Consider the following 26399-nt stretch of genomic DNA (forward strand, 5'->3'; position numbering starts at 1 on the left):
CCATAAATGTTCATGAGGACAGAAATAGCAAGGGAAAGGTGTAAGTTGTCCTCATGAGGTGTTCATGAGGACAATAATTAGGAAGAGAAGAGCATAAATTGTCCTCATGAACTTAAGAGAAGTGTTTTTTTCTGTAAAAGAACCAGCACTGGTTTAGCATCTTGATCTGATAGCGATCTTTCTCATAGAAAGCTCTTTTCATTTGGTTTTGCAACCAAGTTGGCATAATAAAACCTCCCGAAAAGTACATCATTATTAAAGGTATATACAATATATGCTATAATAGGTTGTCATGTTCGCAAAGAAAGTGAGGGTCCCAAAATGGAACAACAAGAACTTCAATCATTAGTTGAAAAGATATCTGTTGAATCATTTGGGAAGCAGTTTCGACACATAGCGTCTTTCAATTCAAGACTAAGGTCAACAGGCGGCAGATACCTTCTTGGCACACATAATATTGAAATAAATAAAAAATATTACGAGCAGCTAGGTGTAAAAGAATTAGTGGGGATTATTAAACATGAGCTATGCCATTATCATCTTCACCTTGAAAGGAAGGGGTATCAGCATAGAGACCAAGAGTTTAAGCAATTATTAAAAAAAGTAGGAGCACCGCGATTTTGTGCACAATTACCTGATAGACCAGGAAAACGGACATCCAAAAAGATCCTTCTATATCAATGCTCGAAATGTCAGCTATCTTACAAAAGAAAGAGGAGCATCGATACTAGTAGATATGTATGTGGGAAATGTAAGGGGAAATTAATGAAAATAAAAGAAATAATTGTGGAGTAGCGTAAGAATTTGGAAAAAATCTTTATCTAAAAACTATATTGACTTTCTATTATATCGTCATTATAATGTAAAGAGTCGATAAGGTGATTGCCTAATTGATTTAAGGTTTTTAATACTATTATTCCGCAGTAGCTCAGTGGTAGAGACGAGCGAGGCATCATGAATTTGCTGCGAGTTGTACACACCGAGACGCTCCTTGGGTTACTTACTGAGGTGGGGACATGGTTGTAATATAGCTTAGATTAGAGAATGTAATATTATTATTCCGCAGTAGCTCAGTGGTAGAGCTATCGGCTGTTAACCGATCGGTCGTAGGTTCGAGTCCTACCTGCGGAGCCATATGGGGAAGTACTCAAGAGGCTGAAGAGGCGCCCCTGCTAAGGGTGTAGGTCGGGTGACCGGCGCGAGGGTTCAAATCCCTCCTTCTCCGCCATATATTTTTTCGGCCCCTTGGTCAAGCGGTTAAGACACCTCCCTTTCACGGAGGTAACACGGGTTCGAGTCCCGTAGGGGTCATCTGGGACGGGGAATGACATTGATTCATTTCCTGTTTCTTAATCTTTATGAATATCAATATTGGGCTATAGCCAAGCGGTAAGGCATCGCACTTTGACTGCGACATGCGTTGGTTCAAATCCAGCTAGCCCAGCCATTTTTTTATAAATCAATATTAATTGCGGGTGTGGCGGAATTGGCAGACGCACCAGACTTAGGATCTGGCGCCGCAAGGCGTGGGGGTTCGACTCCCTTCACCCGCACCAAATGTTTTACTTGAATTAATTTGGTTAGTGTGTTATGATTGTTTTTGTCGCTAATTATCGTGCGGTCGTGGCGGAATGGCAGACGCGCTAGGTTGAGGGCCTAGTGGGGGCAACCCCGTGGAGGTTCAAGTCCTCTCGGCCGCACCAAATAAGTTGTTGACAAACAATATCGAGTCTGGTATACTTTAAAAGTTGACTCCAATACATGCGCCCTTAGCTCAGCTGGATAGAGTGTTTGACTACGAATCAAAAGGTCGGGAGTTCGAATCTCTCAGGGCGCATTTTTTACGGGAAGTAGCTCAGCTTGGTAGAGCACTTGGTTTGGGACCAAGGGGTCGCAGGTTCGAATCCTGTCTTCCCGACCAGTCGGATATATTTTACGCGGGTGTAGTTTAGTGGTAAAACCTCAGCCTTCCAAGCTGATGATGAGAGTTCGATTCTCTTCACCCGCTCCAAATTACCTTTAATAATTGTTCTTTGAAAACTAAACAAACAAAATCGTGCAAACAAACAAAAAATTTTAGTTTCAATTAAGAAACTATGCCAACGTAACAAATGAGCTAATCAACTTTCTTGGAGAGTTTGATCCTGGCTCAGGACGAACGCTGGCGGCGTGCCTAATACATGCAAGTCGAGCGAATCAATAGGAGCTTGCTCCTGTTGATTAGCGGCGGACGGGTGAGTAACACGTGGGCAACCTGCCTGTAAGACTGGGATAACACCGGGAAACCGGTGCTAATACCGGATAATCCTTTTCCTCTCATGAGGAAAAGCTGAAAGTCGGTTTCGGCTGACACTTACAGATGGGCCCGCGGCGCATTAGCTAGTTGGTGAGGTAACGGCTCACCAAGGCGACGATGCGTAGCCGACCTGAGAGGGTGATCGGCCACACTGGGACTGAGACACGGCCCAGACTCCTACGGGAGGCAGCAGTAGGGAATCTTCCACAATGGACGAAAGTCTGATGGAGCAACGCCGCGTGAGCGATGAAGGCCTTCGGGTCGTAAAGCTCTGTTGTTAGGGAAGAACAAGTACCGGAGTAACTGCCGGTACCTTGACGGTACCTAACCAGAAAGCCACGGCTAACTACGTGCCAGCAGCCGCGGTAATACGTAGGTGGCAAGCGTTGTCCGGAATTATTGGGCGTAAAGCGCGCGCAGGCGGTCCTTTAAGTCTGATGTGAAAGCCCACGGCTCAACCGTGGAGGGTCATTGGAAACTGGGGGACTTGAGTGCAGAAGAGGAAAGCGGAATTCCACGTGTAGCGGTGAAATGCGTAGAGATGTGGAGGAACACCAGTGGCGAAGGCGGCTTTCTGGTCTGTAACTGACGCTGAGGCGCGAAAGCGTGGGGAGCAAACAGGATTAGATACCCTGGTAGTCCACGCCGTAAACGATGAGTGCTAAGTGTTAGGGGGTTTCCGCCCCTTAGTGCTGCAGCTAACGCATTAAGCACTCCGCCTGGGGAGTACGGCCGCAAGGCTGAAACTCAAAGGAATTGACGGGGGCCCGCACAAGCGGTGGAGCATGTGGTTTAATTCGAAGCAACGCGAAGAACCTTACCAGGTCTTGACATCCTCTGACACTCCTAGAGATAGGACGTTCCCCTTCGGGGGACAGAGTGACAGGTGGTGCATGGTTGTCGTCAGCTCGTGTCGTGAGATGTTGGGTTAAGTCCCGCAACGAGCGCAACCCTTGATCTTAGTTGCCAGCATTTAGTTGGGCACTCTAAGGTGACTGCCGGTGACAAACCGGAGGAAGGTGGGGATGACGTCAAATCATCATGCCCCTTATGACCTGGGCTACACACGTGCTACAATGGATGGTACAAAGGGCTGCAAGACCGCGAGGTTTAGCCAATCCCATAAAACCATTCTCAGTTCGGATTGCAGGCTGCAACTCGCCTGCATGAAGCCGGAATCGCTAGTAATCGCGGATCAGCATGCCGCGGTGAATACGTTCCCGGGCCTTGTACACACCGCCCGTCACACCACGAGAGTTTGTAACACCCGAAGTCGGTGGGGTAACCGTAAGGAGCCAGCCGCCTAAGGTGGGACAGATGATTGGGGTGAAGTCGTAACAAGGTAGCCGTATCGGAAGGTGCGGCTGGATCACCTCCTTTCTAAGGATAAAGCTGGACCTGTGAGCCAGACAAAACAGTTTGTGACACGATCTTTGTTTGTTTAGTTTTGAGAGTACAATTCTCTCAAAGCTTTTTTTAATCGTTCTTTGAAAACTAGATAATCGTAATGAAGAAGTCAATGTAAGAACCGAGTCAATGCCATTTTAGTTTTCTCTCTTATGTAAGTAAGAGAATAACCTTTTAGGTTAAGTTAGAAAGGGCGCACGGTGAATGCCTTGGCACTAGGAGCCGATGAAGGACGGGACTAATACCGATATGCTTCGGGGAGCTGTAAGTAAGCTTTGATCCGGAGATTTCCGAATGGGGGAACCCGCTGTTCGTAATGGAACAGTATCTTTACCTGAATACATAGGGTATGGAAGGCATACCCGGGGAACTGAAACATCTAAGTACCCGGAGGAAGAGAAAGCAAACGCGATTCCCTGAGTAGCGGCGAGCGAAACGGGACATAGCCCAAACCAAGAGGCTTGCCTCTTGGGGTTGTAGGACACTCAACATGGAGTTACAAAGGAACGGGGTAGATGAAGCGATCTGGAAAGGTCCGTCATAGAAGGTAAAAACCCTGTAGTCGAAACTTCGTTCCCTCCTGAGTGGATCCTGAGTACGGCCGGACACGAGAAATCCGGTCGGAAGCAGGGAGGACCATCTCCCAAGGCTAAATACTCCCTAGTGACCGATAGTGAACCAGTACCGTGAGGGAAAGGTGAAAAGCACCCCGGAAGGGGAGTGAAATAGTTCCTGAAACCGTGTGCCTACAAGTAGTTAGAGCCCGTTAATGGGTGATAGCGTGCCTTTTGTAGAATGAACCGGCGAGTTACGATCCCATGCAAGGTTAAGTTGAAGAGACGGAGCCGCAGCGAAAGCGAGTCTGAATAGGGCGTATGAGTATGTGGTCGTAGACCCGAAACCAGGTGATCTACCCATGTCCAGGGTGAAGTCCAGGTAACACTGGATGGAGGCCCGAACCCACGCACGTTGAAAAGTGCGGGGATGAGGTGTGGGTAGCGGAGAAATTCCAATCGAACTTGGAGATAGCTGGTTCTCTCCGAAATAGCTTTAGGGCTAGCCTCACGTAGTAAGAGTCTTGGAGGTAGAGCACTGTTTGGACTAGGGGCCCTCATCGGGTTACCGAATTCAGACAAACTCCGAATGCCAAAGACTTATCCGTGGGAGTCAGACTGCGAGTGATAAGATCCGTAGTCAAAAGGGAAACAGCCCAGACCACCAGCTAAGGTCCCAAAGTATACGTTAAGTGGAAAAGGATGTGGAGTTGTTTAGACAACCAGGATGTTGGCTTAGAAGCAGCCACCATTTAAAGAGTGCGTAATAGCTCACTGGTCGAATGACTCTGCGCCGAAAATGTACCGGGGCTAAACGTATCACCGAAGCTGTGGATTGACATCGTAGATGTCAGTGGTAGGAGAGCGTTCTAAGGGCGTTGAAGCTAGACCGTAAGGACTGGTGGAGCGCTTAGAAGTGAGAATGCCGGTATGAGTAGCGAAAGATGAGTGAGAATCTCATCCACCGAATGCCTAAGGTTTCCTGAGGAAGGCTCGTCCGCTCAGGGTTAGTCGGGACCTAAGCCGAGGCCGAAAGGCGTAGGCGATGGACAACAGGTTGATATTCCTGTACCACCTCTTTATCGTTTGAGCAATGGGGGGACGCAGGAGGATAGGGTAAGCGCGCTGTTGGATATGCGCGTCTAAGCAGTTAGGCTGAGAAGTAGGCAAATCCGCTTCTCGCATAAGGCTGAACTGTGATAGCGAGGGAAATTTAGTACCGAAGTTCCTGATTCCACACTGCCAAGAAAAGCCTCTAGCGAGATAAAAGGTGCCCGTACCGCAAACCGACACAGGTAGGCGAGGAGAGAATCCTAAGGTGAGCGAGAGAACTCTCGTTAAGGAACTCGGCAAAATGACCCCGTAACTTCGGGAGAAGGGGTGCTTTTTGAGGTGAATAGCCTCGAAGAGCCGCAGTGAATAGGCCCAGGCGACTGTTTAGCAAAAACACAGGTCTCTGCGAAGCCGCAAGGCGAAGTATAGGGGCTGACGCCTGCCCGGTGCTGGAAGGTTAAGAGGAGGGGTTAGCGCAAGCGAAGCTCTGAATCGAAGCCCCAGTAAACGGCGGCCGTAACTATAACGGTCCTAAGGTAGCGAAATTCCTTGTCGGGTAAGTTCCGACCCGCACGAAAGGCGTAACGATCTGGGCACTGTCTCAACGAGAGACTCGGTGAAATTATAGTACCTGTGAAGATGCAGGTTACCCGCGACAGGACGGAAAGACCCCGTGGAGCTTTACTGTAGCCTGATATTGAATTTTGGTACAGCTTGTACAGGATAGGTAGGAGCCTGAGAAGCCGGAGCGCTAGCTTCGGTGGAGGCGTCGGTGGGATACTACCCTGGCTGTATTGAAATTCTAACCCGCACCCCTGATCGGGGTGGGAGACAGTGTCAGGTGGGCAGTTTGACTGGGGCGGTCGCCTCCTAAAGAGTAACGGAGGCGCCCAAAGGTTCCCTCAGAATGGTTGGAAATCATTCGCAGAGTGTAAAGGCACAAGGGAGCTTGACTGCGAGACCTACAAGTCGAGCAGGGACGAAAGTCGGGCTTAGTGATCCGGTGGTTCCGCATGGAAGGGCCATCGCTCAACGGATAAAAGCTACCCCGGGGATAACAGGCTTATCTCCCCCAAGAGTCCACATCGACGGGGAGGTTTGGCACCTCGATGTCGGCTCATCGCATCCTGGGGCTGTAGTCGGTCCCAAGGGTTGGGCTGTTCGCCCATTAAAGCGGTACGCGAGCTGGGTTCAGAACGTCGTGAGACAGTTCGGTCCCTATCCGTCGTGGGCGCAGGAAATTTGAGAGGAGCTGTCCTTAGTACGAGAGGACCGGGATGGACGCACCGCTGGTGTACCAGTTGTTCTGCCAAGGGCATCGCTGGGTAGCTATGTGCGGACGGGATAAGTGCTGAAAGCATCTAAGCATGAAGCCCCCCTCAAGATGAGATTTCCCATAGCGCTAGCTAGTAAGAACCCTGAAAGATGATCAGGTTGATAGGTCAGAGGTGGAAGCGTGGTAACATGTGGAGCTGACTGATACTAATCGTTCGAGGACTTAACCAATTTTTAAGGCATACTTATTTTTACAAACTTCTTCTGCATTATCTAGTTTTGAGGGAATGATACCTCAACAAAATAGTTTGGCAATTATGGCGAGAAGGTCACACCCGTTCCCATACCGAACACGGAAGTTAAGCTTCTCAGCGCCGATGGTAGTTGGGACACGCGTCCCTGTGAGAGTAGGACGTTGCCAGGCTATAATTACTTTAAAAACCATACATAATTACTGTTTCTGGTGATATAATATTATGGTGTAGTAATTTAAAACATATTTTTATTTCTATTGTCGCGGGGTGGAGCAGTCTGGTAGCTCGTCGGGCTCATAACCCGAAGGTCGCAGGTTCAAATCCTGTCCCCGCAATTTGGTCCGGTAGTTCAGTTGGTTAGAATGCCTGCCTGTCACGCAGGAGGTCGCGGGTTCGAGTCCCGTCCGGACCGCCATTTATATTGCAAAAATTAGTACGAAACAAGGTTTCGTCTTTTTTTATGCCGTTTAATAAGGACAAGCTTTTTTGCTCAATTGTTAAAAATCATGTAAACTACATATGTAATATGCATCCTTAGGAGAGATCCTAAGGTTTTTTGCACATAATTAAGGTAAAATGAAGATGTGACGCTAAGTTAAAATAAAAAGGTGATTGAATGAATCAATTCGAACTAATAACAACGGATTCTGAGGAAACTTCCCAATTTGCAGCAAAGTTAGCTGGGTTATTACAACCTGGAGATGTCATTGCTCTTGAAGGTGATTTAGGTGCTGGAAAGACTACATTCACTAAGGGCTTGGCTAAAGGGTTGGAGATTAAAAGAACAGTTAACAGTCCGACATTTACGATTATTAAAGAATATAAGGGAAAACTCCCGTTATATCACATGGATGTATACCGGGTTGCGGATGCCTTCGAAGACCTCGGTTTTGATGAGTATTTTGAAGGTGATGGAGTGACGGTAGTGGAATGGGCTCATTTAATTGAAGAGCAGCTCCCACAGGAAAGACTGACTATTTTCTTATATCGTGAAGAAGGGGATACTAGAAGAATGGTTTTAGTACCTCAGGGGAAAAGATATGAGCAATTATGTAAGGAGACTTTTTCATGACCATATTAGCGATTGATACTTCTAACTATGCCTTAGGAGTGGCGCTGTTAGAAGATAATCAAGTACTTGGTGAATATATAACCAATTTAAAAAAGAACCACTCTGTTCGAATTATGCCTGCTATTCAGACACTAATGAAGGATTGCGAAAAGGTTCCGGGGGATTTAACTAAGATTGTCGTCGCCAAAGGACCGGGCTCGTATACAGGAGTTAGAATAGGTGTAACCATTGCTAAAACATTAGCTTGGACTTTGAACATCCCGCTCGTAGGTATTTCCAGCTTGGAAATTTTAGCATCTGGGGTCGGTCGCTACTTTGATGGTTATGTGTCACCTCTATTTGATGCAAGAAGAGGACAGGTCTATACTGGCTTGTATCAATATCAAAATGACGAACTACAAACGATTGAAGAGGATCGTTTGGTCATGTTAGTAGACCGTGCAGAGGATCTAAAAAATTCAGGAAAAGCGATACTATTTGTCGGAAATGATTTACCACTCCATCAAGCAGCAATTGAAGCAGCATTAGGATCACAGGCTATTTTCGCAGCTAGTACGGAACAAAATCCACGTCCAGCTGAACTTGCCCTTCTTGGTAAGGATAAACCAGGGGAGGACATTCATTCTTTTGTTCCAAATTATATCCGTTTAGCTGAAGCTGAAGCTAAATGGTTAGAAGCGAAAGGAAAAATTTTAAATGGATAGGAATAGAGAGTTATGGTAGATTCTTTTGTTTTTCGCAAGATGAGGGAAGAGGACATTGACCAAATTTTAGAAGTAGAACATGCATCATTTACAACCCCCTGGAGTCGTGAAGCATTTTATAATGAATTGCATAATAATCGATTTGCTGTTTATATCGTCCTAGAGGAAAGTAACAAAATTCTCGGGTACTGTGGGGCTTGGATCGTGATCGATGAGGCACATGTAACGAATGTGGCCATTCTGCCTGAATATAGGGGCAGGAAACTTGGTGAGGCAACCATGCAAAAAATGATGACAGTGGCCAAAGAGATGGGAGCAAAGAGTATGACCCTTGAAGTGCGTGTGACCAATCATGTTGCACAATCTCTTTATCGAAAGCTTGGTTTTCAAAATGGCGGGATCCGCAAAAATTATTATTCAGATAATCAGGAAGATGGTTTAGTGATGTGGGTAAATTTATGAAAAAAGATCAATGGATTTTGGGTATTGAGACAAGCTGTGATGAGACGGCTGTCGCCATTATTAAAAATGGCAGAGAAATTGCGGCAAATGTTGTCGCATCGCAAATTGAAAGTCATAAACGCTTCGGTGGTGTGGTTCCAGAAATAGCCTCCCGCCACCATGTAGAGCAAATGACTATTGTCATTGAGGAAGCATTGAAGCAGGCAAATGTTACTTTTGCTGAGATTGATGCCATTGCTGTCACAGAAGGACCAGGATTAGTCGGTGCCCTTTTAATTGGGGTAAATGCCGCGAAAGCATTGGCATTTGCTCAAAACAAACCACTAGTTCCAGTCCACCATATTGCTGGACATATTTATGCGAACAGGCTTGTCACTGAGTTAAAATTCCCGCTCCTTGCTCTGGTCGTTTCAGGCGGGCATACAGAGCTTGTTTATATGAAGGAACATGGACATTTTGAAGTCATCGGCGAAACAAGGGATGACGCTGCTGGTGAAGCCTACGACAAGGTTGCGCGAACGTTAAACATGCCGTACCCTGGTGGTCCACATATTGACCGTTTGGCGCAGGCTGGAAATCCAACAATTAATTTACCTCGGGCATGGTTAGAAGAAGGTTCCTATGATTTTAGCTTTAGCGGCTTAAAATCTGCTGTTATTAATACGGTTCATAATGCCGAGCAACGCGGTGAGATAATTGCCCCTGAAGACCTTGCTGCAAGCTTTCAAGCCAGCGTGATTGAAGTGTTAGTGAAGAAAACAGAAAAGGCCGTCGCTGAATATGGGGTAGGACAAGTATTAGTGGCTGGCGGAGTTGCCGCCAATAAAGGCCTTAGAAATGCTTTGGAAAAGACCTTTTCAGAGAAACCTGGAATTGAATTAGTGATTCCGCCATTATCCCTATGTACTGATAATGCAGCGATGATTGCTGCTGCTGGAAGCGTGATGTTCGAAAAAGGAATTAGAGCAGACCTTTCCCTAAATGCCAACCCGGGACTGGATATCGAAATATACAATGAATAACTCTTCTGGATAAGAAGAGTTTTTTTGTTGATAAGATTTTATAAAAATGCAGATCAAAAACTGGTGAATGTGGATAAGTGGGGTGTTATCTGTGTATAATGTGGATAAGTAAGGGATTTATTGTGGATAATGTGGAAAAGTAAAAATAACATTGAAACTGTCCTGTTTGTAATGTGAATAAGAATGTGGAAAAGTGTATAACTTAATGAATTATTGCCATCATATCAAAATTTGTCGATAATTGTCATAATAAACAAAAAACCAGGCGAATGCCTGGTTTTTGCATAATTATTCAGCAAGTTCCGCCCATTCTTCCATTAAGTGCTCGAGTTCAGACTTTGCCTTTTCATTTTTTATGTTGATTTCCAACACTTTTTCATGATTTTGAAAAATGTCTGGTTCGCATAATTGCTGCTCGAATTCTTGAATTTGCTCTTCTAGCTCTTCAATTCGTTGTTCCATTTCTTCTAATTTTCTTTTTCGCTGACGCTCTTGTTTTTTACTTTCCTTATCCTGTTGATAAGAGTTTTTTTCAAAAGCATCCGTTTGTGCTGCCCTTTTTGCTGTTGCAGCCATGGCCAGTGCCGCAAGTTCTTCCTGTTCTAGTTTCTTCTCTAAATAATAATCATAATCCCCGAGGTATTCTGTACTTCCATGACGACTAAGTTCTAAGACCTTTGTGGCAATCCGGTTAATAAAATACCTGTCGTGTGAGACAAACAATATCGTGCCCGGGTAATCGATTAAAGCATTCTCTAGAACTTCCTTACTATCTAAATCAAGGTGGTTGGTAGGCTCGTCCAAAATTAAGACATTTGCTTTCTCCAACATCAGTTTAGCTAAAGCTAGACGGGCTTTCTCACCGCCGCTTAAGGTGGAAACTATTTTTAAGACATCATCACCAGAAAATAAGAAATTACCGAGCACCGTACGTATTTCTTTTTCATTTTTTAGTGGATAGTCATCCCAGAGTTCATTTAAGACCCGCTTATTGGAGGTCAATTCAGCTTGCTCCTGGTCGTAATACCCAATCTGAAGGTTTGTCCCATAGAATATGGTTCCCTCAAGTGCAGGCAACTTTTTGATTATTGTTTTTAACAGTGTTGATTTGCCGATACCATTCGGTCCAACCAAGGCGATACTTTCACCTTTATAGGCCCGGAAAGATATGGACTCTGAAACCTTACCATCCTTGTACCCAACAGCGAGTGAATCCACTGTTAAAACATCATTTCCGCTTTGTTTTTCAATTTCAAACGTGAAGGAAGCAGACTTTTCATCGCCTAATGGACGATCCATCATCTCCATCTTTTCAAGCTTTTTACGACGGCTTTGGGCACGTTTGGTTGTCGATGCCCGCGCTAAATTCCGGTTGATAAAGTCTTGGAGATCCGCGACCTCTTGCTGTTGTTTTTCGAAAAGCTTTAAATCACGCTCATAATTTGCGGCCTTTTGATTAAGGTAAGTACTATAGTTGCCTGTAAACCTTTGGATTTGCTTACGGGATACTTCATAAACTTGAGTAACAACTTTATCTAAAAAATAGCGGTCATGGGAAACGATCAAAATCGCCCCATGATAACTTTGTAAATATTGCTCCAGCCAGGAAAGCGTATCAATATCAAGGTGGTTTGTGGGCTCATCCAATATTAGGATATCAGGCCTGGTTAACAAGAGTTTACCAAGGGCTAGACGAGTTTTCTGCCCGCCGCTTAAACTAGATATCATCAAGGATTTATCATGGAAATTCAGCCCATGAAGGACGGAGCGCATCTCTGCCTCATACTGATACCCTCCCAGTTCTTTAAATTTGACCTGAAGATGATCGTACTCTTTTAGGATTCTTTCGTACCTGCCACTGTCTCCAAAAACGAGGGGATCAGCCATTTGTTCTTCAAGTGTGCGGAGTTGTTTTTCCATCAATCGCAGCGGTTCAAAAACCGTCAGCATTTCATCCCATATGGATAATGATGATTCTAACCCAGTATTTTGAGCTAAATAGCCAATCGTCACTTCTTTTGGCTTGATGATTTCTCCGCCATCATGCGACAAGTGTCCGGCAATAATTTTCAATAATGTCGATTTTCCCGCCCCATTGCGTCCAACAAGGGCAACACGGTCCCGAGTTTGTAATTCGAGCTTAATATTCGATAAAATAAGGTCAGCACCATAATATTTTTCTAATTGATTAACCTGTAGCAAAATCATTCTCATTCACCTCTATTACATAGGATTAGTGTACCTTATTCCCGGTATGTCGGCAATAAACTGCTCGCCATATTAGCGGAGTGAAGTCTTAAACCGACATAAAATGTAATATATAGTTCAAAGTTTCACACACATATAAGGAAAAATAGTGTATGATTTGATGGGAGGATTTTTTATATGGCAGAATTTACGCATTTTAATGAAGAAGGCAGAGCAAAAATGGTCGACGTCAGTGATAAGCCGGAAACGGCACGTACGGCGCTTGCTCATTCCAGCATTACCGTTAGTAAAGAAATTTATGATAAAATAACTAATAATGAGATGAAGAAGGGCGATGTCTTAGCTGTGGCCCAGATAGCAGCTGTCATGGCAGCAAAGAAGACATGGGATTTGATTCCAATGTGCCATCCGATTCCATTAACAGGTGTTAATATTTCTTTCTCTTGGGAACAGGATAAGGATGAGAACTATCAATTATATATTGCTGCAGCCGTTAAAACGAAAGGGAACACAGGTGTAGAAATGGAAGCGTTAACAGCCGCATCCGCATGTGCCTTAACGGTTTATGATATGTGTAAAGCCGTTGATAAAGGTATGGTAATTGGACCGACGTATCTTGTCGAAAAAACGGGCGGTAAAAACGGTGATTTTAAAAGAGATGAAAGAGTTAAATAAATTTTTAACTAAACCATTCATGGGGTGTGGGAGATTATGAGTAATGAAACAACGAAAATACCACAGGCGACAGCAAAACGGCTGCCCCTCTATTATCGATTTCTAAAAAACCTGCAAAGTTCAGGCAAGCAAAGGGTCTCTTCAGCGGAATTGAGTGAAGCAGTAAAGGTAGACTCAGCAACGATTCGCCGCGACTTTTCCTATTTCGGTGCGTTAGGAAAAAAGGGCTATGGGTATAATGTTAATTACTTAATATCCTTCTTCCGAAAGACCCTAGATCAGGATGAATTAACTAAGGTTGCCTTAATAGGAGTCGGAAATCTTGGGACTGCCTTTTTAAACTATAACTTTTTAAAAAATAATAACACAAAAATAGAATGCGCCTTCGATGTGGATCCCGACAAAATGGGAACCATGATTCGCGAGGTACCTGTTCACCCTATGGACGATTTAGAGAAGGTGTTATCAGAAACTAATATTTCAGTGGCGATATTAACGGTTCCGGCTCCTGCCGCACAAATGATAACCGATCGACTGGTCCAAGCGAATGTAAAAGGGATCTTAAATTTCACTCCAGCGAGGTTAAATGTTCCACCCTTAATAAGGGTCCATCATATTGACTTGGCTGTGGAGCTTCAATCGCTAGTCTACTTTTTAAAGCATTATCCAACGGTCGAAATAGATGAAGAATAATTAGTTAAAAAGGCTTTCCACAAAATTTGTGGAAGGCCTTTTGTATGATTAAATCCCTGCTTTTTTTAATTACATAATCTATAAAAATACTTTCTTATGCACTAAGATGTAGGTAGATAAAATGCAAGCGGTTACTAACCGGGAAGTGGGGGAAATTCAATGTCAATTTTACGAGATGAAGCGTTAAAAATGCACAAGGAACACCAAGGCAAGGTTGGGATTTATTCTAAGGTGGCAGTACATAATGCAAAAGATTTAAGCCTTGCCTATTCACCCGGTGTTGCAGAGCCATGTTTGGACATTTATGCAGACGAAAATAAAGTCTATGATTATACCTCGAAGGGCAATCTTGTCGCAGTGGTATCCAATGGGACAGCGGTCCTGGGGCTTGGAAACATTGGACCAAAAGCTGCGATGCCTGTGATGGAAGGAAAGGCCGTGTTATTCAAATCGTTCGCAGATGTTGATGCCTTTCCCATTTGCTTGGCCACCACTGACACAGACCAGATCGTAGAAACCGTCAAGCTGCTAGAACCAACATTTGGCGGAGTGAACTTGGAGGATATTGCTGCGCCGCAATGCTTTGAAATTGAAGACCGCCTCCGCAAAGCCTGCGAGATTCCTGTTTTTCATGATGACCAGCATGGAACCGCGATTGTAACAGCCGCTGGTCTAATCAACGCATTAAAATTAGCAGATAAAAAAATTAAAGATATTCGTGTTGCCGTAAACGGAGCAGGTTCAGCTGGAGTAGCAATTGTTAAGCTCCTGCTGCATATGGGCGCGAAGGATGTTATTTTATGTGATACAAAAGGAATTATTTATGAAGCCCGCCCGTTCGGAATGAATCGATTCAAAGATGAAATGGCGCGAATGACAAATCGCGAGCAAAAACAAGGAGCGTTAGCCGATGCGCTCGTTGACGCAGATGTGTTTGTGGGGGTATCAGCAGCCGGGGCCGTTACAAAGGATATGGTTGGTTCTATGCACCGTAACCCGATTATCTTTGCCATGGCCAACCCTGTACCGGAAATTATGCCCGATGCGGCCAAAGAAGCAGGAGCACTTGTAGTGGGTACAGGACGATCTGATTTTCCAAACCAGGTTAATAATGTGCTTGCTTTCCCAGGTATTTTCCGCGGTGCTTTAGATGTCCGTGCAAAGGAAATCAACGAGGAAATGAAGCTTGCTGCGGTATATGCAATTGCTGGATTAATTTCAGATGAAGAACTTCATGCTGATCATGTTATTCCAGACCCTTTTGATCCTAGGGTCGCAGCACAAGTAGCGGCTGCAGTCGCTTACGCTGCAATGGAAACAGGGGTAGCTCAAAAAATTGTCAATGTTGAGGAAATAAAACAACGCCTATTATCATTAGCAGAAGCAAAACAACCAGTGCATGTTTAGGTCGAGTAAAATCTAGCTTTTAAGGGAGGACTATCTCAAACTAGAGGTAGTCTTTCAAATTTTGGGAATTAGGGCATAATTCCGATATACCTTTTAAATTTTTAGTACAATAATGAATGATAGTTTTTTTCTTTTTTAAATCGGTGGGTATGACCACGTTTTTAGGTAACTAATTTTAACATTTCCTAGAAGGACATCTAGGGTTTTGCAATCGGAGGGGATGAAGTTGGCGATTGTGCTGACGATGTTTGTGCTTGGGATATTATTAGGATTTGTTGGGGCGGGCGGCTCCGGCTTTATTATTGCCATCTTAACAGTTATTTTTGGAGTACCAATACATATGGCGTTAGGGACATCACTAGCAGCGATGGTGTTTACGAGCATGTCAGGTGCCTACAGTCATTTTCGTCAAGGAAATATCTCAATTAAAACCGGTTTAATCGTAGGCGGATTTGGGGCAGTTGCCTCCTATTTAGGTTCAAAACTAGCCAGTTTGATTCCGATCCATTCTTTGCATTGGTTAACAGCAGGGATGTTATTTTTGTCGGCTGTAATACTGGTTGTACGCTTATTTATTGTTCAAAAAATAAAGGCAAACAACAAAAAAGTGAAACCTGGCAACCTGGTTCTCATTAAGAAAGCGGCAGTCGTCGGGTTGGTTACCGGATTGTTGTCTGGTACATTTGGGATAGGTGCTGCGCCGTTCATTCAAATCGGATTGCTTGTCATCATGGGACTTTCGCTTAAACAATCAGTGGGTACAACAATGCTCGTTATTTTGCCAATCGCTTTAGCAGGAGGAATCGGCTACTATTTCGAAGGATACCTGAATTTAACCCTGTTAGTTGAAGTGGTAGGAGGAACGATGATTGGCTCCTATGTCGGGGCTAAGTTTACAGCCCTTGCTCCGCAGCCTGTATTAAAAAGTGCGATGGTCCTGACCCCTATTATCGCAGGAGCTATTTTGCTCATAAGTTAAGGCATCATTCGCAAGGATGGTTAACTTTGAAAATTAATCCTCAGACCAGCCTAAGTTAAAGAAAGCTTTTAGACTGCAATGTATTTTCATAAGAATGCTTTGCAGCCTTTTTGCGTTTACTACCCTGTTGGTTAGTATGTCATCAGGTGAAAATCAGAATGGTGCCTGTCGCCTTCTCAAAGATGGAGGGAAATATGAGAAAGGGAAGATGGAGTTTACAGACGGTAATTATTGTCTTTGTGTGTATGGTGGTTACTTTTTCACTTTTGATAACAGATTTACTTATCAGTTCGAGAATTGCTAAGGAGACGGAAAAAGGTCAGGCTGAGAAGGCGAGAAATGTGGCGCGAATGGTTGCTCATAGTCCGCTTGTGATTGATGCGATGAGTGGAGAACGGGATGTAAAGGAAATCCAAACGTTTGCGAATGAAATGAGAAAAGTGACAAACGTTTACTTTATTGTTGTGATGGATATGAGGGGGATCCGTAAATCCCATCCTGATAGCAAAGAAGTTGGCAAACAATTCAAGGGTGGAGATGAAGGGCCGGTACTAAAAGGGAAAGAGCATGAATCTATTTCAAAAGGAGCTCTAGGACCTTCTTTACGTTCTTTTACGCCGATTAAGGATGCAACTGGGAAACAGATCGGGGCAGTAGCCGTTGGGATTTCTCTTGATAATGTGGAAACGGCCGTCAATAAGAGCAGAATAGGGATATATATTGGGACGATGATTGGTATCTTAATCGGTGTTCTCGGGGCCGTGATTTTAGCCAGATATATAAAAAAAATCCTACTTGGGCTTGAGCCATTTGCGATTGCTAAATTATTAGAGGAACGCAGCGCGATGCTTCAATCGGTGCGTGAGGGAATTGTGGCAGTTGATCAACAGTCTAACATCACACTCGTCAATCGAGCGGCCTTAAAGCTGTTCGATAAAGCAGGCCTGCAAGATAACCCGATGGGGACAAATATAGAAGAATATATGTCATCTACTCGCTTGGGTGATTTATTAAAAACTGGTAAACCTGAATTGGATGAAGAGCAGAATATAAATGGGATGACCATTTTAACCAACCGAGTCCCTGTGATCGTTGGTAATAAGGTAGTCGGCGCGATTGCTACTTTTCGGGATAAAACAGAAATACAGGTGCTCGCTGAACAACTGACCGGAGTTAGAATATATGCTGACGCACTCCGGGCTCAGGCCCATGAGTTTATGAATAAACTTCATGTTATTTTGGGAATGGTCCATACAGGTTATTATGAAAAAGTGGTCGAATATATCAGTGAAACGGTTGACCATCGAAATAGCGAAATTGGCTTTGTGACAAAAAAGATAAAGGACCCTGTATTAGCTGGCTTTTTAATTGGAAAGTTGAGTTATGCAAGGGAATCAGGGGCAGAGTTATCAGTTTCCTGTGAGCAGCCTCTTCCGCAGCCCGCTGTTTCTGATGTGACACACGAACTCATAACCATTGTTGGCAATTTAATTGATAATGCCATCGAGGCTATGAATGGTTGTATGGTTAAAAAAATAGCAATAGAATTCGAATATGGCGATGATATTTTAACAATCGAAGTAAAAGATACGGGGGCAGGGATAAGTGAAGAACTGCAAAACCAAATTTTTAACAAAGGATTCTCCACAAACGGTGAAAATAGGGGGTTAGGACTGTATCTCGTTTCTCAAGCGGTTAAGAAGCTGGAAGGGGAATTAATTCTTTCATCAAAGCCAGGAAAAGGGACCGTTTTTACAGTGTATATACCATATGAAGGAGAGGGGGACCAGAATGATTCGGGTAATGATTGTTGAAGATGATCCAATGGTAGCAGAATTTAATAAACGCTATCTTGAGCAAATTCATGGTTTTACCTTGATGGCAATGGCCGCATCCGTGGAAGAGGCGATTAAGAATATTGAAAGGCTAGAAATCGATCTTATCTTATTGGATATATTTATGCCGGGGAAACTAGGACTAGAGCTGTTAATCTACCTTCGTGAAAATGAGAAAGAGACCGATGTGATTATAATTTCAGCCGCATCAGATATGGAGCGGATTAAAAAGGCTTTAAGGTACGGAGCCGTTGATTATTTAATTAAACCTTTTGAATTTGAACGCTTTAGTAGAGCATTAGTTGCATATAAGGATCAAACCAAGTTTATTCAAACTCAACAAGTGATTAACCAAGACGTTTTGGACCATCAAATTCTGCACCGAGAGGATAAGCCCGTGATCGAAGATTTACCAAAGGGATTGACAAAAGATACCCTTAAGCAAATTTGGGATACGATTCAAGAGTTAAAAAATACCCCCTTTTCAACAGAAGACGTGGTGAAGGTCGTCGGGATTTCTCGAGTGTCGGTTCGTAAGTATTTAAATTTTTTAAAGGAAATTGGAATCCTGGACGTTAAGGTAATCTACGGTACAGTGGGAAGACCCGTATACCAGCATGAATTTAATCGATTGAAACAACATCTTATCAAAAACTTTTTGTAAGCAGCCTAAAACTGCTTACTTTTTTTATTTACAAAAACCTTATTAAATTTACATAAACTATGAAAGCGGTTTAATTGGAAATATGATAGAAACATAAAGAGTTAGGGGGATGAACATATGGAGCCAGCTAGAAAGTTGCAACCGCTTACGGTTGTTCCAGGGGAAAAGGAAGAGAAAAAAGGACTTTTAGGTAAATTTGGAAGTATGAAAGTAGGGGTAGTTCCACTTCCGCTTTATATCGTGATCGCAACTGTTGTCTATTTTTCTGCCGTCTATAACCTGCTTCCAGCGGATATGATTGGCGGCTTTGCCGTTATTATTGTCATGGGTATTTTACTAGGGGAACTTGGTATGAGGATTCCGATTTTGAAGGATATCGGCGGCCCTGCTATTTTAGCACTCTTGATTCCGTCTATATTAGTCTATTTTAGTGTCATTAACACGACTGGAATGAATGCGGTTACCCAGTTGATGAAAACATCCAATTTCCTTTACCTATATATCTCTACTTTAGTAGTAGGAAGTATTCTAGGGATGAATCGCAGAGTCCTGATTCAAGGCTTCACACGCATGTTTGTACCGCTTATTGTCGGAACTATAGCATCTGTTGCTGCAGGCGTTCTAGTAGGTTTGCTTTTTGGATATGACATGAAACACACACTTTTCTATATTGTTGTTCCAATTATCGGTGGTGGGATTGGAGAAGGAATTTTGCCGCTGTCATTAGGCTACGCAGAAGTGCTCGGAAAATCTTCTGAAACATTTGTAGGGCAATTAATTCCTGCAGCGGTGATTGGAAATATTGTCGCGATCATTTGTGCAGGGATTTTATCACGCTTAGGGGAGAAAAAGAAACATCTGACAGGTAATGGAGTATTAGTGAAGACAAAAGGCGGCGATGGAATCACAGAAGCATCAACGATTGATAAGCCGGTTGATTTCCCACTTATGGGCGCAGGATTGTTAATTGCCTGTAGTTTCTTTATCTTAGGTGGACTGGGGAATAAATTCCTAGGCATTCCTGGACCAGTGTTAATGATTATTGCAGCAGCTGTTGTAAAGAGCATAAAAGTAATGCCAGCTAAAATGGAACAAGGGGCTTATCACTTATATAAATTTGTATCATCAAGTTTAACATGGCCATTAATGGTGGGGTTAGGTATGCTTTATATCCCGCTTAAGGATGTAGTCAAAATTGTAACCCCAGGATATGTGGTTGTTTGTGCCGCTGTTGTAGTGGCAATGATTACTACTGGCTACTTTGTAGGTAAGTTGATGAAGATGTTCCCAGTCGATTCCGCGATTGTTACAGGCTGTCATAGTGGTTTAGGGGGAACAGGTGATGTTGCAATTCTTTCCGCTTCCAATCGGATGTCATTGATGCCATTTGCCCAAGTTTCAACAAGAATCGGGGGCGCTTCAACTGTTATTTTGGCTATTCTTTTGCTGAAATTATTAAGCTAATATTCCTAAATCGGGCTGTGCCGGTTTGTCACAGCCCGACTTTTTTGATTGTATGGATTGAATTCTTGTCACCTGAATTAACTATTAGATCTTAGATTAGAACAAAAGGAGAAGGTTGGAATGAATGAAAGCAAGATAAAAGAGCAGGCAGTGCTGCTCCACAAAAGGCTGGCAGGTAAGATTAGCATCATCAGTAAAGTAGAAATGAACAATGCCGATGATTTAAGTTTAGCCTATACGCCAGGAGTGGCTGAGCCATGCAAGATCATAGCCAAAAATAGTGAGGCTTCTTTTGAGCATACTGGAAGGGGTAATTTAGTAGCCGTTGTAACAGATGGAACAGCTGTCCTAGGGTTAGGAGACATTGGTCCTGAGGCTGCTATGCCAGTTATGGAGGGGAAGGCCGTTTTATTTAAACAATTTGCAGGGATTGATGCCTATCCGCTTTGCCTGGGTACAAAAGATGTCGATGAGATTGTCAATATTATTAAAGCATTAGAGCCAACATTCGGTGGTATCAATTTGGAGGATATTGCCGCCCCAAGATGCTTTGAAATTGAAGAACGCTTAAAAAAGGAACTTACCATTCCCGTCTTTCATGATGACCAGCATGGGACAGCGATTGTTGTATTAGCAGCCCTTTTAAATGCGCTGAGAATTGTGAAGAAAAGTATCTATAAGGTTAAGGTTGTTCTAAATGGTGCTGGTTCTGCAGGGATAGCGATTGCCAAGCTTTTATTAAAAGCGGGCTTTAAGAATATTACGTTAGTAAGCCTGGAGGGAATTCTTTGTCCAGGCGAAGAGTGGATGAACGACCGGCAAGCAGAAATAGCAGAGAGAACAAACCTAGGCAGGATACATGGAACCCTTCAAGACGCGATTAAAAACACCGACATTTTTATTGGTGTCTCAGGTCCAAAGGCTTTAACGGGAGATATGGTCAGGACCATGAATAAAGATTCAATCGTTTTTGCAATGGCAAATCCAGTGCCTGAAATTTATCCGGAAGAAGCGCTTGCGGCAGGTGCAGCAGTAGTCGGTACAGGCCGTTCTGATTATCCTAATCAGGTAAATAATGTGCTCGCCTTTCCAGGAATCTTTCGTGGTGCTCTCGATGTAAGGGCAACCGACATCACGGAGGAAATGAAACTTGCAGCAGCTTACGCCATTTCAAGTCTTGTATCGGATAAGGAGCTTCGTGCGGAGTATATCATTCCTAACGCCTTGGATTCTCGTGTGGGGGATCGAGTGGCTGCAGCTGTTTCAACTGCAGCGATTGAATCGGGAGTAGCACGAAAAAGCTCCAACTACAAAAAACTAGTTGAAATCATTTGAGAACAGGAGTTAAATGGCAAAATTAGCCGACTGTAGAAAAAGAGAAGAATCATTAATATTAAAGGGCTTTTCACTAAATAAGTGAAAGGTTCTTTTTTTTGCGGGAAGATAATTAGTCAAGTTTAGAAGATGATTTGCACTTTACATACGTAACAGTGTTATGTTACATTGTTTTTAGAAAGGGGTTTTTATGATGAGCGAGGAGTTAATCTCAAAGAAAGACCTGTTAGAATTGGCCGGAATATCCTATGGACAGCTATATAGATGGAAACGAAAAGATCTCATTCCGGAAGAATGGTTTGTGCGTAAATCAACGTTTACGGGTCAAGAAACTTTTTTTCCAAAGGAAAAGGTCTTAGAAAGAATTGAAAAAATCCAAACGATGAAAGAAAACTTATCCTTGGATGAACTTGCTGACATGTTTTCACCTAATGTAACGAATTTAAATTACACCAAAGACGAATTAGTGAAACGTAACATTGTTTCGACAACAGTTGTCGATTTTTACTTAGAACAAGAAAAGGGCAGTCTTCAATTTAATTTTACACGTATGCTCGAAGTATTTATTTTAGAAAAGCTACTTCAGTCGGGTGAAATTAACCTGGAAGAAGGGAAAATGGTCTTGCAGGTATTAAGGGATCATGCCGGGGTAATCAAGCAAAAAAGCTGTGAATTGGTGATTACCAGAAAGCTTGGCATGTCATCATGTCTGTTACTTATTAATACAGAAGAATTTCATTTTGAACGCGGAACGAAAGTGGTAGCCGCTTTGTCGCTAATGACGTGCATGGAAGAAATTAAAGCGAAATTATTATAAAGGAGAATGATGATGGATACGAAAAGCAGGGGAGACTTGGTTATTAATGGCTTCGGTGCATCCAATGGGGGACAGTTCCGCGTTGTCACATTAAATGGCCGAGGGACGGTTAACAATGATTTAGAATGCGTGGAACTTGATTGTAATGGTTCCGGGATCGTCAATGGAAATGTCATTTCTGAAAAAACAAAAGTAAACGGGCATGCGAGGTTCAGCGGGAATATCGAGAGTCAAATTATATCGATTGATGGATCAGCAAGGATCGACAAAAACCTATCAGCTGAAAAATTAAAGGTCTCCGGTAAAGCAACGGTTGGCGGCAGGGTCAAATGTGAGGAAATAAAAATTCAGGGGGCATTTACGGTCAGTGAGGATTGTGAGGCTGAAATTTTTAAAGCTGAATCGCAGTTTACGATTGGCGGACTTCTAAATGCAGACCAAGTTGACATAAAGATGTTTGGAGAGTGTAAAGCGAAGGAAATCGGCGGGCAAACGATTACGGTAAAGGCGAAGGGATCCTTAGTCGGTAATTTGCTTAAGGCCTTTTTTAAACCACAGCTTGAAACGGAATTAATTGAAGGGGATAAAATTGAACTTGAAAATACGATCGCTAAAGTCGTTCGTGGGAACCAGGTGTGGATTGGTCCAAATTGTCAAATTGGTCTAGTGGAATATACTGAGGAACTTTCGATGGATAAAAAGGCAATTGTTACCGAGAACAGAAAGGTTTAAAAGGAGGGAAGAAAAATGAAAATGAGTGAAAATCTTATTATCAATGGCTCGGGCAGCTATCCTGGCGGCCGTTACGATAAAATCAGTATTCGAGGGGAAGGGACGATTGTCAATGCTGTGGAGAGTTCGACTTTCCATGTCTATGGTACGAGTGAGGCCGTCGAGAATGTCAAAACAGGCTCGGTAAAAGTATTTGGTGAAGCAGAGATCAAAGGGAATATGGATGCAGAGGAAACACTGATCATGGGAACGATGATGGTCGGTGGCAATGCTCTTTTAAAAAGGATAAAAATTTTCGGATTGCTGGAAGTCGGCGAAAGTCTTACGGGGGATGAAGCAAACATTAAAGGAAGTATCGCAGTAAATGGCGATGTAGAGTATGAGACGTTCGACTCTAGTGGCGGATTTGAGATCAAAGGCTTACTGACGGCGGATACAATTAAGGTTGGTCTGCGTTTTGGGCAGAGCTCTGCTGAGGAAATCGGCGGCGGAAAAATAACCGTCAAAAAAAGAAGTAACTCATTACTCCCCTTTGGAAAAGAGGCAGGATCCCTAAGTGCAAAAGTCATTGAAGGGGATGATATCTACCTTGAAAATACCAAGGCTGATATTGTTCGGGGCAACAAGGTGAAAATTGGACCTGGCTGCCAAATAGGAGTGGTGGAGTATCGGAATGATTTCTCACACGATCCGAAGGCGGCAATAAAAACGACGACAAAGATATAAAGGAGAAATGTGATGGTGACGAAAGAAGGCAAATTAGGATTGGTTGTTGCGGGGTTATTGTTGGGGATTTTGATGGCCTCGATGGATAATACGATTGTTGTAACCGCAATGGGTACGATTGTCGGTGATCTTGGTGGTCTGGAGAGCTTTGTCTGGGTCGTATCTGCCTACATGGTAGCTGAGATGGCAGGGATGCCGATTTTCGGTAAGTTATCGGATATGTACGGTCGAAAAAGATTCTTTATTTTCGGATTGATTTTATTTATGGTGGGTTCCGCTTTGTGCGGTACTGCTGAAACGATCACGCAATTAAGCATTTATCGTGCGATTCAGGGGATTGGCGGTGGGGCTCTTGTCCCAATCGCCTTTACGATAATGTTTGACCTGTTTCCCCCTGAAAAGCGCGGGAAAATGGGGGGCTTGTTCGGAGCCGTTTTTGGATTGTCGAGTATTTTTGGTCCATTGCTTGGTGCGTATATAACAGACTATATCAGCTGGCATTGGATTTTCTACATTAATATGCCACTAGGGATCTTATCACTCATTTTTATTACTATCGCCTATAAGGAATCTCCAATTCACAAAAAGCAGATAATTGATTGGTCGGGGGCCGTGACATTGGTCGGAGCCGTAGTTTGTCTAATGTTTGCGCTTGAACTTGGAGGGCAAAAGTATGATTGGAATTCTACCGTGATCATCAGCCTGTTTGCAGGATTTGCGATTCTATTTTTGATCTTTTTATTTGTGGAGACAAAAGCAAAGGATCCGATTATTTCCTTTTCCATGTTTAGAAACCGCTTGTTTGCAGGCAGTACAATCGTTGGCTTATTTTACGGTGCTGCATTTATGGCAGCTACGGTTTACATCCCGATTTTTGTGCAAGGGGTATATGGCGGGACTGCCACCAATTCAGGGTTAATATTATTGCCAATGATGCTTGGCTCCGTGGTTACCGCACAAGCGGGCGGTTTTTTGACAACGAAGATGAGCTATCGAAATATTATGTTTATCTCCGGAGTTATTTTGATTGGCGGCATATTGTTATTGAGTACGATTACACCAGAAACAAGCAGAGCGGTGTTGACGCTTTACATGATTATAATTGGTTTAGGCGTCGGCTTTTCTTTTTCTGTGTTAAGTATGGCAGCGATTCATCCGTTTGGAATCGAGCAAAGGGGCTCAGCAACATCCACTAGTAACTTTATTCGTTCCTTAGGAATGACGATCGGGATAACCGTTTTTGGTACGATCCAACGAAGTGATCTCAAAGAAGGGTTGGAAAATGCTTTTGCTGGAATGGGGCCGATTCCTAAGGGTCAAAGTTTCGGAGATTCGCGGGCCTTATTATCGGAGGAAGCAAGAAAATTAATCCCACCACAAATTCTCGATAAAATTACAGATGCACTCTCAAGTTCCATCGTCCACACATTTACATGGGCACTCGTACCCGCAGGTCTAGCCTTCCTATTTATATTTATCCTAGGGAAAGAGCGTATGGTGATTCACAAAAAAGAGGTTTCAAAATGAAAAGGTGTCAGGCACCATGTGAAAAATTCACATGGTGCCTGACACCTTGTTTTATTTCTTTTTCATTTTATCTTTGTATTTAAAGTGAAAGATAATCATTTTTACGCCTGAGCCAAAGTCAAAGGTTGCTAATAGGACGAGGAGGTAACTGAAAAACCCCCAGCCATTTTTTTGAACATTATCAATGGCAAAGTAAGTAAACAACCCGCCAAGCAAAAAGTAAATTAATCCGGAAAACAAAGGTGAACGTCTCATAGAAATCCTCCGATAAAGTTTTGAACCGCCTCGGCTTCTCGCTGGAGCCTCTCAATGTCGTCTTTGTACACCGACTGAACCAAGACCACCAAGGTGTTCATTGTGACATGGGCAAATATTGGGACGAAAATGGATTTTGTTTTTACATAAAGAAAGGCGAACGTAAAGCCCATGGCCGAATATAGCAGAATGTGCTGAAACTCCATATGTGCCGCGGCAAAAATGACTGAACTGATAAGAGCAGAGATAAAAAAGTTAAATCGTTGATGAAGAGCTCCGAAAATAATTTTTCGAAAAACGATTTCTTCTAGGATTGGTCCAATGATGCTCGTGACAATGATCGCTAAGGGAAAAGCCTCAATTATCTTCAGAATATCCTTTGTGTTTTCAGACCCCATATTGATGCCTAATAGGTTCTCGATGATTGCGGCGGCGTACTGGGCAGCTAAAGCAAGGAAGATTCCTGAAATGGCCCATACCACCGAATGACCGAAAGAACCGCCCTTTTTGCTGAAGCCTCGGTTGTTCATTTCTTTCCGTAATATAAAAATAATGAGTAATAAGGCAATCGTAAAACTAGCTAGAAGCCAGGAAGGTACAGCAAGACTTTGATTGATCCCAAAGTTTTTAAAGCCAAACAAAAATAGGGGTATCCCGATTAGGCTAGAAAACTGCATCGCGATGTAAACAATAATGATTATCCAATATTCCCGTTTCAAATAATCTAGTCTCCTTTAGATTCCATTTTATATTTTTGACGAATAGTCAATTTATAATCATCCATTTTACAGGGAGTCAAATCGCTCGTGCCTTTATATATACTATTCTTCATTCTACTCTTAAAACTGGCTATGTTTCAATTTAGAAAGACTTTTAAAAAAAATGGGTATAGAAAATGACGTTTTTCACATACTTTATAAGGTTGTCAATCGGATTATTTTTTTTAGAAAAATTTATGCTTCACACTTGCAAAAAAATTTGAG

The 26399-nt window shown here is 43.1% G+C and carries 21 protein-coding genes, 11 tRNA genes and 3 rRNA genes; 31 read left to right on the top strand and 4 right to left on the bottom strand.

The window, feature by feature from the left end:
• Positions 1-112 precede the first annotated feature (112 nt).
• Positions 113-226 carry a cortex morphogenetic protein CmpA gene (cmpA, locus tag CCK98_RS01955; RefSeq protein WP_088085061.1) on the bottom strand — a complete coding sequence of 38 codons (114 nt, stop codon included), beginning with the start codon at positions 224-226 and terminating at the stop codon, positions 113-115.
• Between the two features lie 95 nt (positions 227-321).
• Here cmpA and CCK98_RS01960 point away from each other — a divergent pair, with 95 nt between their 5' ends.
• The 19 genes from CCK98_RS01960 (at position 322) to tsaD (ending at position 10099) form a co-directional block, all read left to right on the top strand.
• Complete coding sequence (locus CCK98_RS01960; protein ID WP_088085062.1) at positions 322-795, top strand: SprT family protein; 474 nt, start codon at positions 322-324, stop codon at positions 793-795.
• Between the two features lie 264 nt (positions 796-1059).
• A tRNA-Asn gene (locus CCK98_RS01965) sits at positions 1060-1134 on the top strand.
• Between the two features lie 3 nt (positions 1135-1137).
• Positions 1138-1228, top strand: a tRNA-Ser gene (locus tag CCK98_RS01970).
• Between the two features lie 11 nt (positions 1229-1239).
• Positions 1240-1311: transfer RNA gene (locus CCK98_RS01975), tRNA-Glu, on the top strand.
• A 61-nt stretch (positions 1312-1372) separates the two neighbouring features.
• Positions 1373-1447: transfer RNA gene (locus CCK98_RS01980), tRNA-Gln, on the top strand.
• 24 nt (positions 1448-1471) lie between these two features.
• A tRNA-Leu gene (locus CCK98_RS01985) sits at positions 1472-1556 on the top strand.
• A 61-nt stretch (positions 1557-1617) separates the two neighbouring features.
• Positions 1618-1703: transfer RNA gene (locus CCK98_RS01990), tRNA-Leu, on the top strand.
• A gap of 60 nt (positions 1704-1763) precedes the next feature.
• A tRNA-Arg gene (locus CCK98_RS01995) sits at positions 1764-1837 on the top strand.
• Positions 1838-1844: 7 nt separating this feature from the next.
• A tRNA-Pro gene (locus CCK98_RS02000) sits at positions 1845-1921 on the top strand.
• A gap of 16 nt (positions 1922-1937) precedes the next feature.
• Positions 1938-2011 (top strand) — tRNA-Gly (locus tag CCK98_RS02005).
• Between the two features lie 115 nt (positions 2012-2126).
• Positions 2127-3676 (top strand): 16S ribosomal RNA (locus CCK98_RS02010).
• Between the two features lie 204 nt (positions 3677-3880).
• Positions 3881-6816: ribosomal RNA gene (locus CCK98_RS02015) — 23S ribosomal RNA — on the top strand.
• A gap of 76 nt (positions 6817-6892) precedes the next feature.
• Positions 6893-7009, top strand: a 5S ribosomal RNA gene (gene rrf, locus CCK98_RS02020).
• The 16S, 23S and 5S rRNA genes sit together here with 11 tRNA genes alongside, the layout of an rRNA operon.
• A gap of 91 nt (positions 7010-7100) precedes the next feature.
• Positions 7101-7174 (top strand) — tRNA-Met (locus CCK98_RS02025).
• Between the two features lie 3 nt (positions 7175-7177).
• Positions 7178-7254, top strand: a tRNA-Asp gene (locus CCK98_RS02030).
• A gap of 201 nt (positions 7255-7455) precedes the next feature.
• Positions 7456-7911: a tRNA (adenosine(37)-N6)-threonylcarbamoyltransferase complex ATPase subunit type 1 TsaE gene (tsaE, locus tag CCK98_RS02035; RefSeq protein WP_088085063.1), complete on the top strand. Its 456-nt coding sequence runs from the start codon at positions 7456-7458 to the stop codon at positions 7909-7911.
• Positions 7908-8615, top strand: coding sequence for a tRNA (adenosine(37)-N6)-threonylcarbamoyltransferase complex dimerization subunit type 1 TsaB (tsaB, locus tag CCK98_RS02040; RefSeq protein ID WP_088085064.1), 708 nt, complete (start codon positions 7908-7910; stop codon positions 8613-8615). The genes tsaE and tsaB overlap by 4 nt, the downstream gene beginning before the upstream one ends.
• Before the next feature lie 12 nt (positions 8616-8627).
• Positions 8628-9077, top strand: coding sequence for a ribosomal protein S18-alanine N-acetyltransferase (gene rimI / locus CCK98_RS02045; RefSeq protein ID WP_088085065.1), 450 nt, complete (start codon positions 8628-8630; stop codon positions 9075-9077).
• Positions 9074-10099: a tRNA (adenosine(37)-N6)-threonylcarbamoyltransferase complex transferase subunit TsaD gene (gene tsaD, locus CCK98_RS02050; protein ID WP_088085066.1), complete on the top strand. Its 1026-nt coding sequence runs from the start codon at positions 9074-9076 to the stop codon at positions 10097-10099. The genes rimI and tsaD overlap by 4 nt, the downstream gene beginning before the upstream one ends.
• Positions 10100-10387: 288 nt before the next feature.
• Here tsaD and CCK98_RS02055 read toward each other — a convergent pair whose 3' ends face one another.
• The gene (locus CCK98_RS02055) at positions 10388-12307 is read right to left on the bottom strand and encodes an ABC-F family ATP-binding cassette domain-containing protein (RefSeq protein ID WP_088085067.1); all 1920 of its coding nucleotides are present in this window, start codon (positions 12305-12307) and stop codon (positions 10388-10390) included.
• A gap of 177 nt (positions 12308-12484) precedes the next feature.
• On the opposite strand from CCK98_RS02055, the gene moaC reads away from it, so the two are divergent.
• The 12 genes from moaC to CCK98_RS02115 all read left to right on the top strand — a co-directional run bounded on the left by moaC (position 12485) and on the right by CCK98_RS02115 (position 25161).
• Positions 12485-12982, top strand: coding sequence for a cyclic pyranopterin monophosphate synthase MoaC (gene moaC, locus CCK98_RS02060; RefSeq protein WP_088085068.1), 498 nt, complete (start codon positions 12485-12487; stop codon positions 12980-12982).
• A 36-nt stretch (positions 12983-13018) separates the two neighbouring features.
• Positions 13019-13675 (top strand): redox-sensing transcriptional repressor Rex, encoded by a 657-nt coding sequence (locus CCK98_RS02065; RefSeq protein WP_088085069.1) that lies wholly within the window; start codon positions 13019-13021, stop codon positions 13673-13675.
• A 159-nt stretch (positions 13676-13834) separates the two neighbouring features.
• On the top strand, positions 13835-15082 hold the full coding sequence (locus CCK98_RS02070; RefSeq protein WP_088085070.1) for an NADP-dependent malic enzyme: 1248 nt from the start codon (positions 13835-13837) through the stop codon (positions 15080-15082).
• Between the two features lie 226 nt (positions 15083-15308).
• Positions 15309-16061, top strand: a complete 753-nt coding sequence (locus CCK98_RS02075) for a sulfite exporter TauE/SafE family protein (protein ID WP_256942226.1) — start codon at positions 15309-15311, stop codon at positions 16059-16061.
• A gap of 194 nt (positions 16062-16255) precedes the next feature.
• Positions 16256-17875, top strand: a complete 1620-nt coding sequence (dcuS, locus tag CCK98_RS02080) for a DcuS/MalK family sensor histidine kinase (protein ID WP_088090253.1) — start codon at positions 16256-16258, stop codon at positions 17873-17875.
• Entirely contained in the window at positions 17853-18560 is a 708-nt protein-coding gene (locus CCK98_RS02085) for a response regulator (RefSeq protein ID WP_088085071.1), read from the top strand. Before dcuS ends, CCK98_RS02085 begins: the two co-directional genes overlap by 23 nt.
• A gap of 117 nt (positions 18561-18677) precedes the next feature.
• Positions 18678-20024 carry a 2-hydroxycarboxylate transporter family protein gene (locus tag CCK98_RS02090; protein ID WP_088085072.1) on the top strand — a complete coding sequence of 449 codons (1347 nt, stop codon included), beginning with the start codon at positions 18678-18680 and terminating at the stop codon, positions 20022-20024.
• Positions 20025-20144: 120 nt separating this feature from the next.
• On the top strand, positions 20145-21359 hold the full coding sequence (locus CCK98_RS02095; protein ID WP_088085073.1) for an NADP-dependent malic enzyme: 1215 nt from the start codon (positions 20145-20147) through the stop codon (positions 21357-21359).
• A gap of 193 nt (positions 21360-21552) precedes the next feature.
• Positions 21553-22176 carry a YhbD family protein gene (locus tag CCK98_RS02100; RefSeq protein ID WP_088085074.1) on the top strand — a complete coding sequence of 208 codons (624 nt, stop codon included), beginning with the start codon at positions 21553-21555 and terminating at the stop codon, positions 22174-22176.
• Between the two features lie 6 nt (positions 22177-22182).
• Positions 22183-22908 carry a cytoplasmic protein gene (locus tag CCK98_RS02105; protein ID WP_256942227.1) on the top strand — a complete coding sequence of 242 codons (726 nt, stop codon included), beginning with the start codon at positions 22183-22185 and terminating at the stop codon, positions 22906-22908.
• A gap of 15 nt (positions 22909-22923) precedes the next feature.
• Positions 22924-23634 carry a cytoplasmic protein gene (locus CCK98_RS02110; protein ID WP_088085076.1) on the top strand — a complete coding sequence of 237 codons (711 nt, stop codon included), beginning with the start codon at positions 22924-22926 and terminating at the stop codon, positions 23632-23634.
• A 12-nt stretch (positions 23635-23646) separates the two neighbouring features.
• The gene (locus tag CCK98_RS02115; protein ID WP_088085077.1) at positions 23647-25161 is read left to right on the top strand and encodes an MDR family MFS transporter; all 1515 of its coding nucleotides are present in this window, start codon (positions 23647-23649) and stop codon (positions 25159-25161) included.
• A 51-nt stretch (positions 25162-25212) separates the two neighbouring features.
• Here CCK98_RS02115 and CCK98_RS02120 read toward each other — a convergent pair whose 3' ends face one another.
• Positions 25213-25416, bottom strand: coding sequence for a YdiK family protein (locus CCK98_RS02120; protein ID WP_088085078.1), 204 nt, complete (start codon positions 25414-25416; stop codon positions 25213-25215).
• A complete protein-coding gene (locus tag CCK98_RS02125; RefSeq protein ID WP_088085079.1) occupies positions 25413-26135 on the bottom strand; it encodes a CPBP family intramembrane glutamic endopeptidase in 723 nt (240 codons plus the stop codon). Before CCK98_RS02125 ends, CCK98_RS02120 begins: the two co-directional genes overlap by 4 nt.
• Positions 26136-26399 lie beyond the last annotated feature (264 nt).

The sequence above is a fragment of the Bacillus sp. OV166 genome, from assembly GCF_900177675.1.
In the GTDB taxonomy this organism is placed as follows: domain Bacteria; phylum Bacillota; class Bacilli; order Bacillales; family Cytobacillaceae; genus Neobacillus.

Coding starts and splice junctions, on each gene's coding strand:
- cmpA (WP_088085061.1), bottom strand. CDS start 226: ATGCCAACTTGGTTGCAAAACCAAATGAAAAGAGCTTTCTATGAGAAA.
- CCK98_RS01960 (WP_088085062.1), top strand. CDS start 322: ATGGAACAACAAGAACTTCAATCATTAGTTGAAAAGATATCTGTTGAA.
- tsaE (WP_088085063.1), top strand. CDS start 7,456: ATGAATCAATTCGAACTAATAACAACGGATTCTGAGGAAACTTCCCAA.
- tsaB (WP_088085064.1), top strand. CDS start 7,908: ATGACCATATTAGCGATTGATACTTCTAACTATGCCTTAGGAGTGGCG.
- rimI (WP_088085065.1), top strand. CDS start 8,628: ATGGTAGATTCTTTTGTTTTTCGCAAGATGAGGGAAGAGGACATTGAC.
- tsaD (WP_088085066.1), top strand. CDS start 9,074: ATGAAAAAAGATCAATGGATTTTGGGTATTGAGACAAGCTGTGATGAG.
- CCK98_RS02055 (WP_088085067.1), bottom strand. CDS start 12,307: ATGATTTTGCTACAGGTTAATCAATTAGAAAAATATTATGGTGCTGAC.
- moaC (WP_088085068.1), top strand. CDS start 12,485: ATGGCAGAATTTACGCATTTTAATGAAGAAGGCAGAGCAAAAATGGTC.
- CCK98_RS02065 (WP_088085069.1), top strand. CDS start 13,019: ATGAGTAATGAAACAACGAAAATACCACAGGCGACAGCAAAACGGCTG.
- CCK98_RS02070 (WP_088085070.1), top strand. CDS start 13,835: ATGTCAATTTTACGAGATGAAGCGTTAAAAATGCACAAGGAACACCAA.
- dcuS (WP_088090253.1), top strand. CDS start 16,256: ATGAGAAAGGGAAGATGGAGTTTACAGACGGTAATTATTGTCTTTGTG.
- CCK98_RS02085 (WP_088085071.1), top strand. CDS start 17,853: ATGATTCGGGTAATGATTGTTGAAGATGATCCAATGGTAGCAGAATTT.
- CCK98_RS02090 (WP_088085072.1), top strand. CDS start 18,678: ATGGAGCCAGCTAGAAAGTTGCAACCGCTTACGGTTGTTCCAGGGGAA.
- CCK98_RS02095 (WP_088085073.1), top strand. CDS start 20,145: ATGAATGAAAGCAAGATAAAAGAGCAGGCAGTGCTGCTCCACAAAAGG.
- CCK98_RS02100 (WP_088085074.1), top strand. CDS start 21,553: ATGAGCGAGGAGTTAATCTCAAAGAAAGACCTGTTAGAATTGGCCGGA.
- CCK98_RS02105 (WP_256942227.1), top strand. CDS start 22,183: ATGATGATGGATACGAAAAGCAGGGGAGACTTGGTTATTAATGGCTTC.
- CCK98_RS02110 (WP_088085076.1), top strand. CDS start 22,924: ATGAAAATGAGTGAAAATCTTATTATCAATGGCTCGGGCAGCTATCCT.
- CCK98_RS02115 (WP_088085077.1), top strand. CDS start 23,647: ATGGTGACGAAAGAAGGCAAATTAGGATTGGTTGTTGCGGGGTTATTG.
- CCK98_RS02120 (WP_088085078.1), bottom strand. CDS start 25,416: ATGAGACGTTCACCTTTGTTTTCCGGATTAATTTACTTTTTGCTTGGC.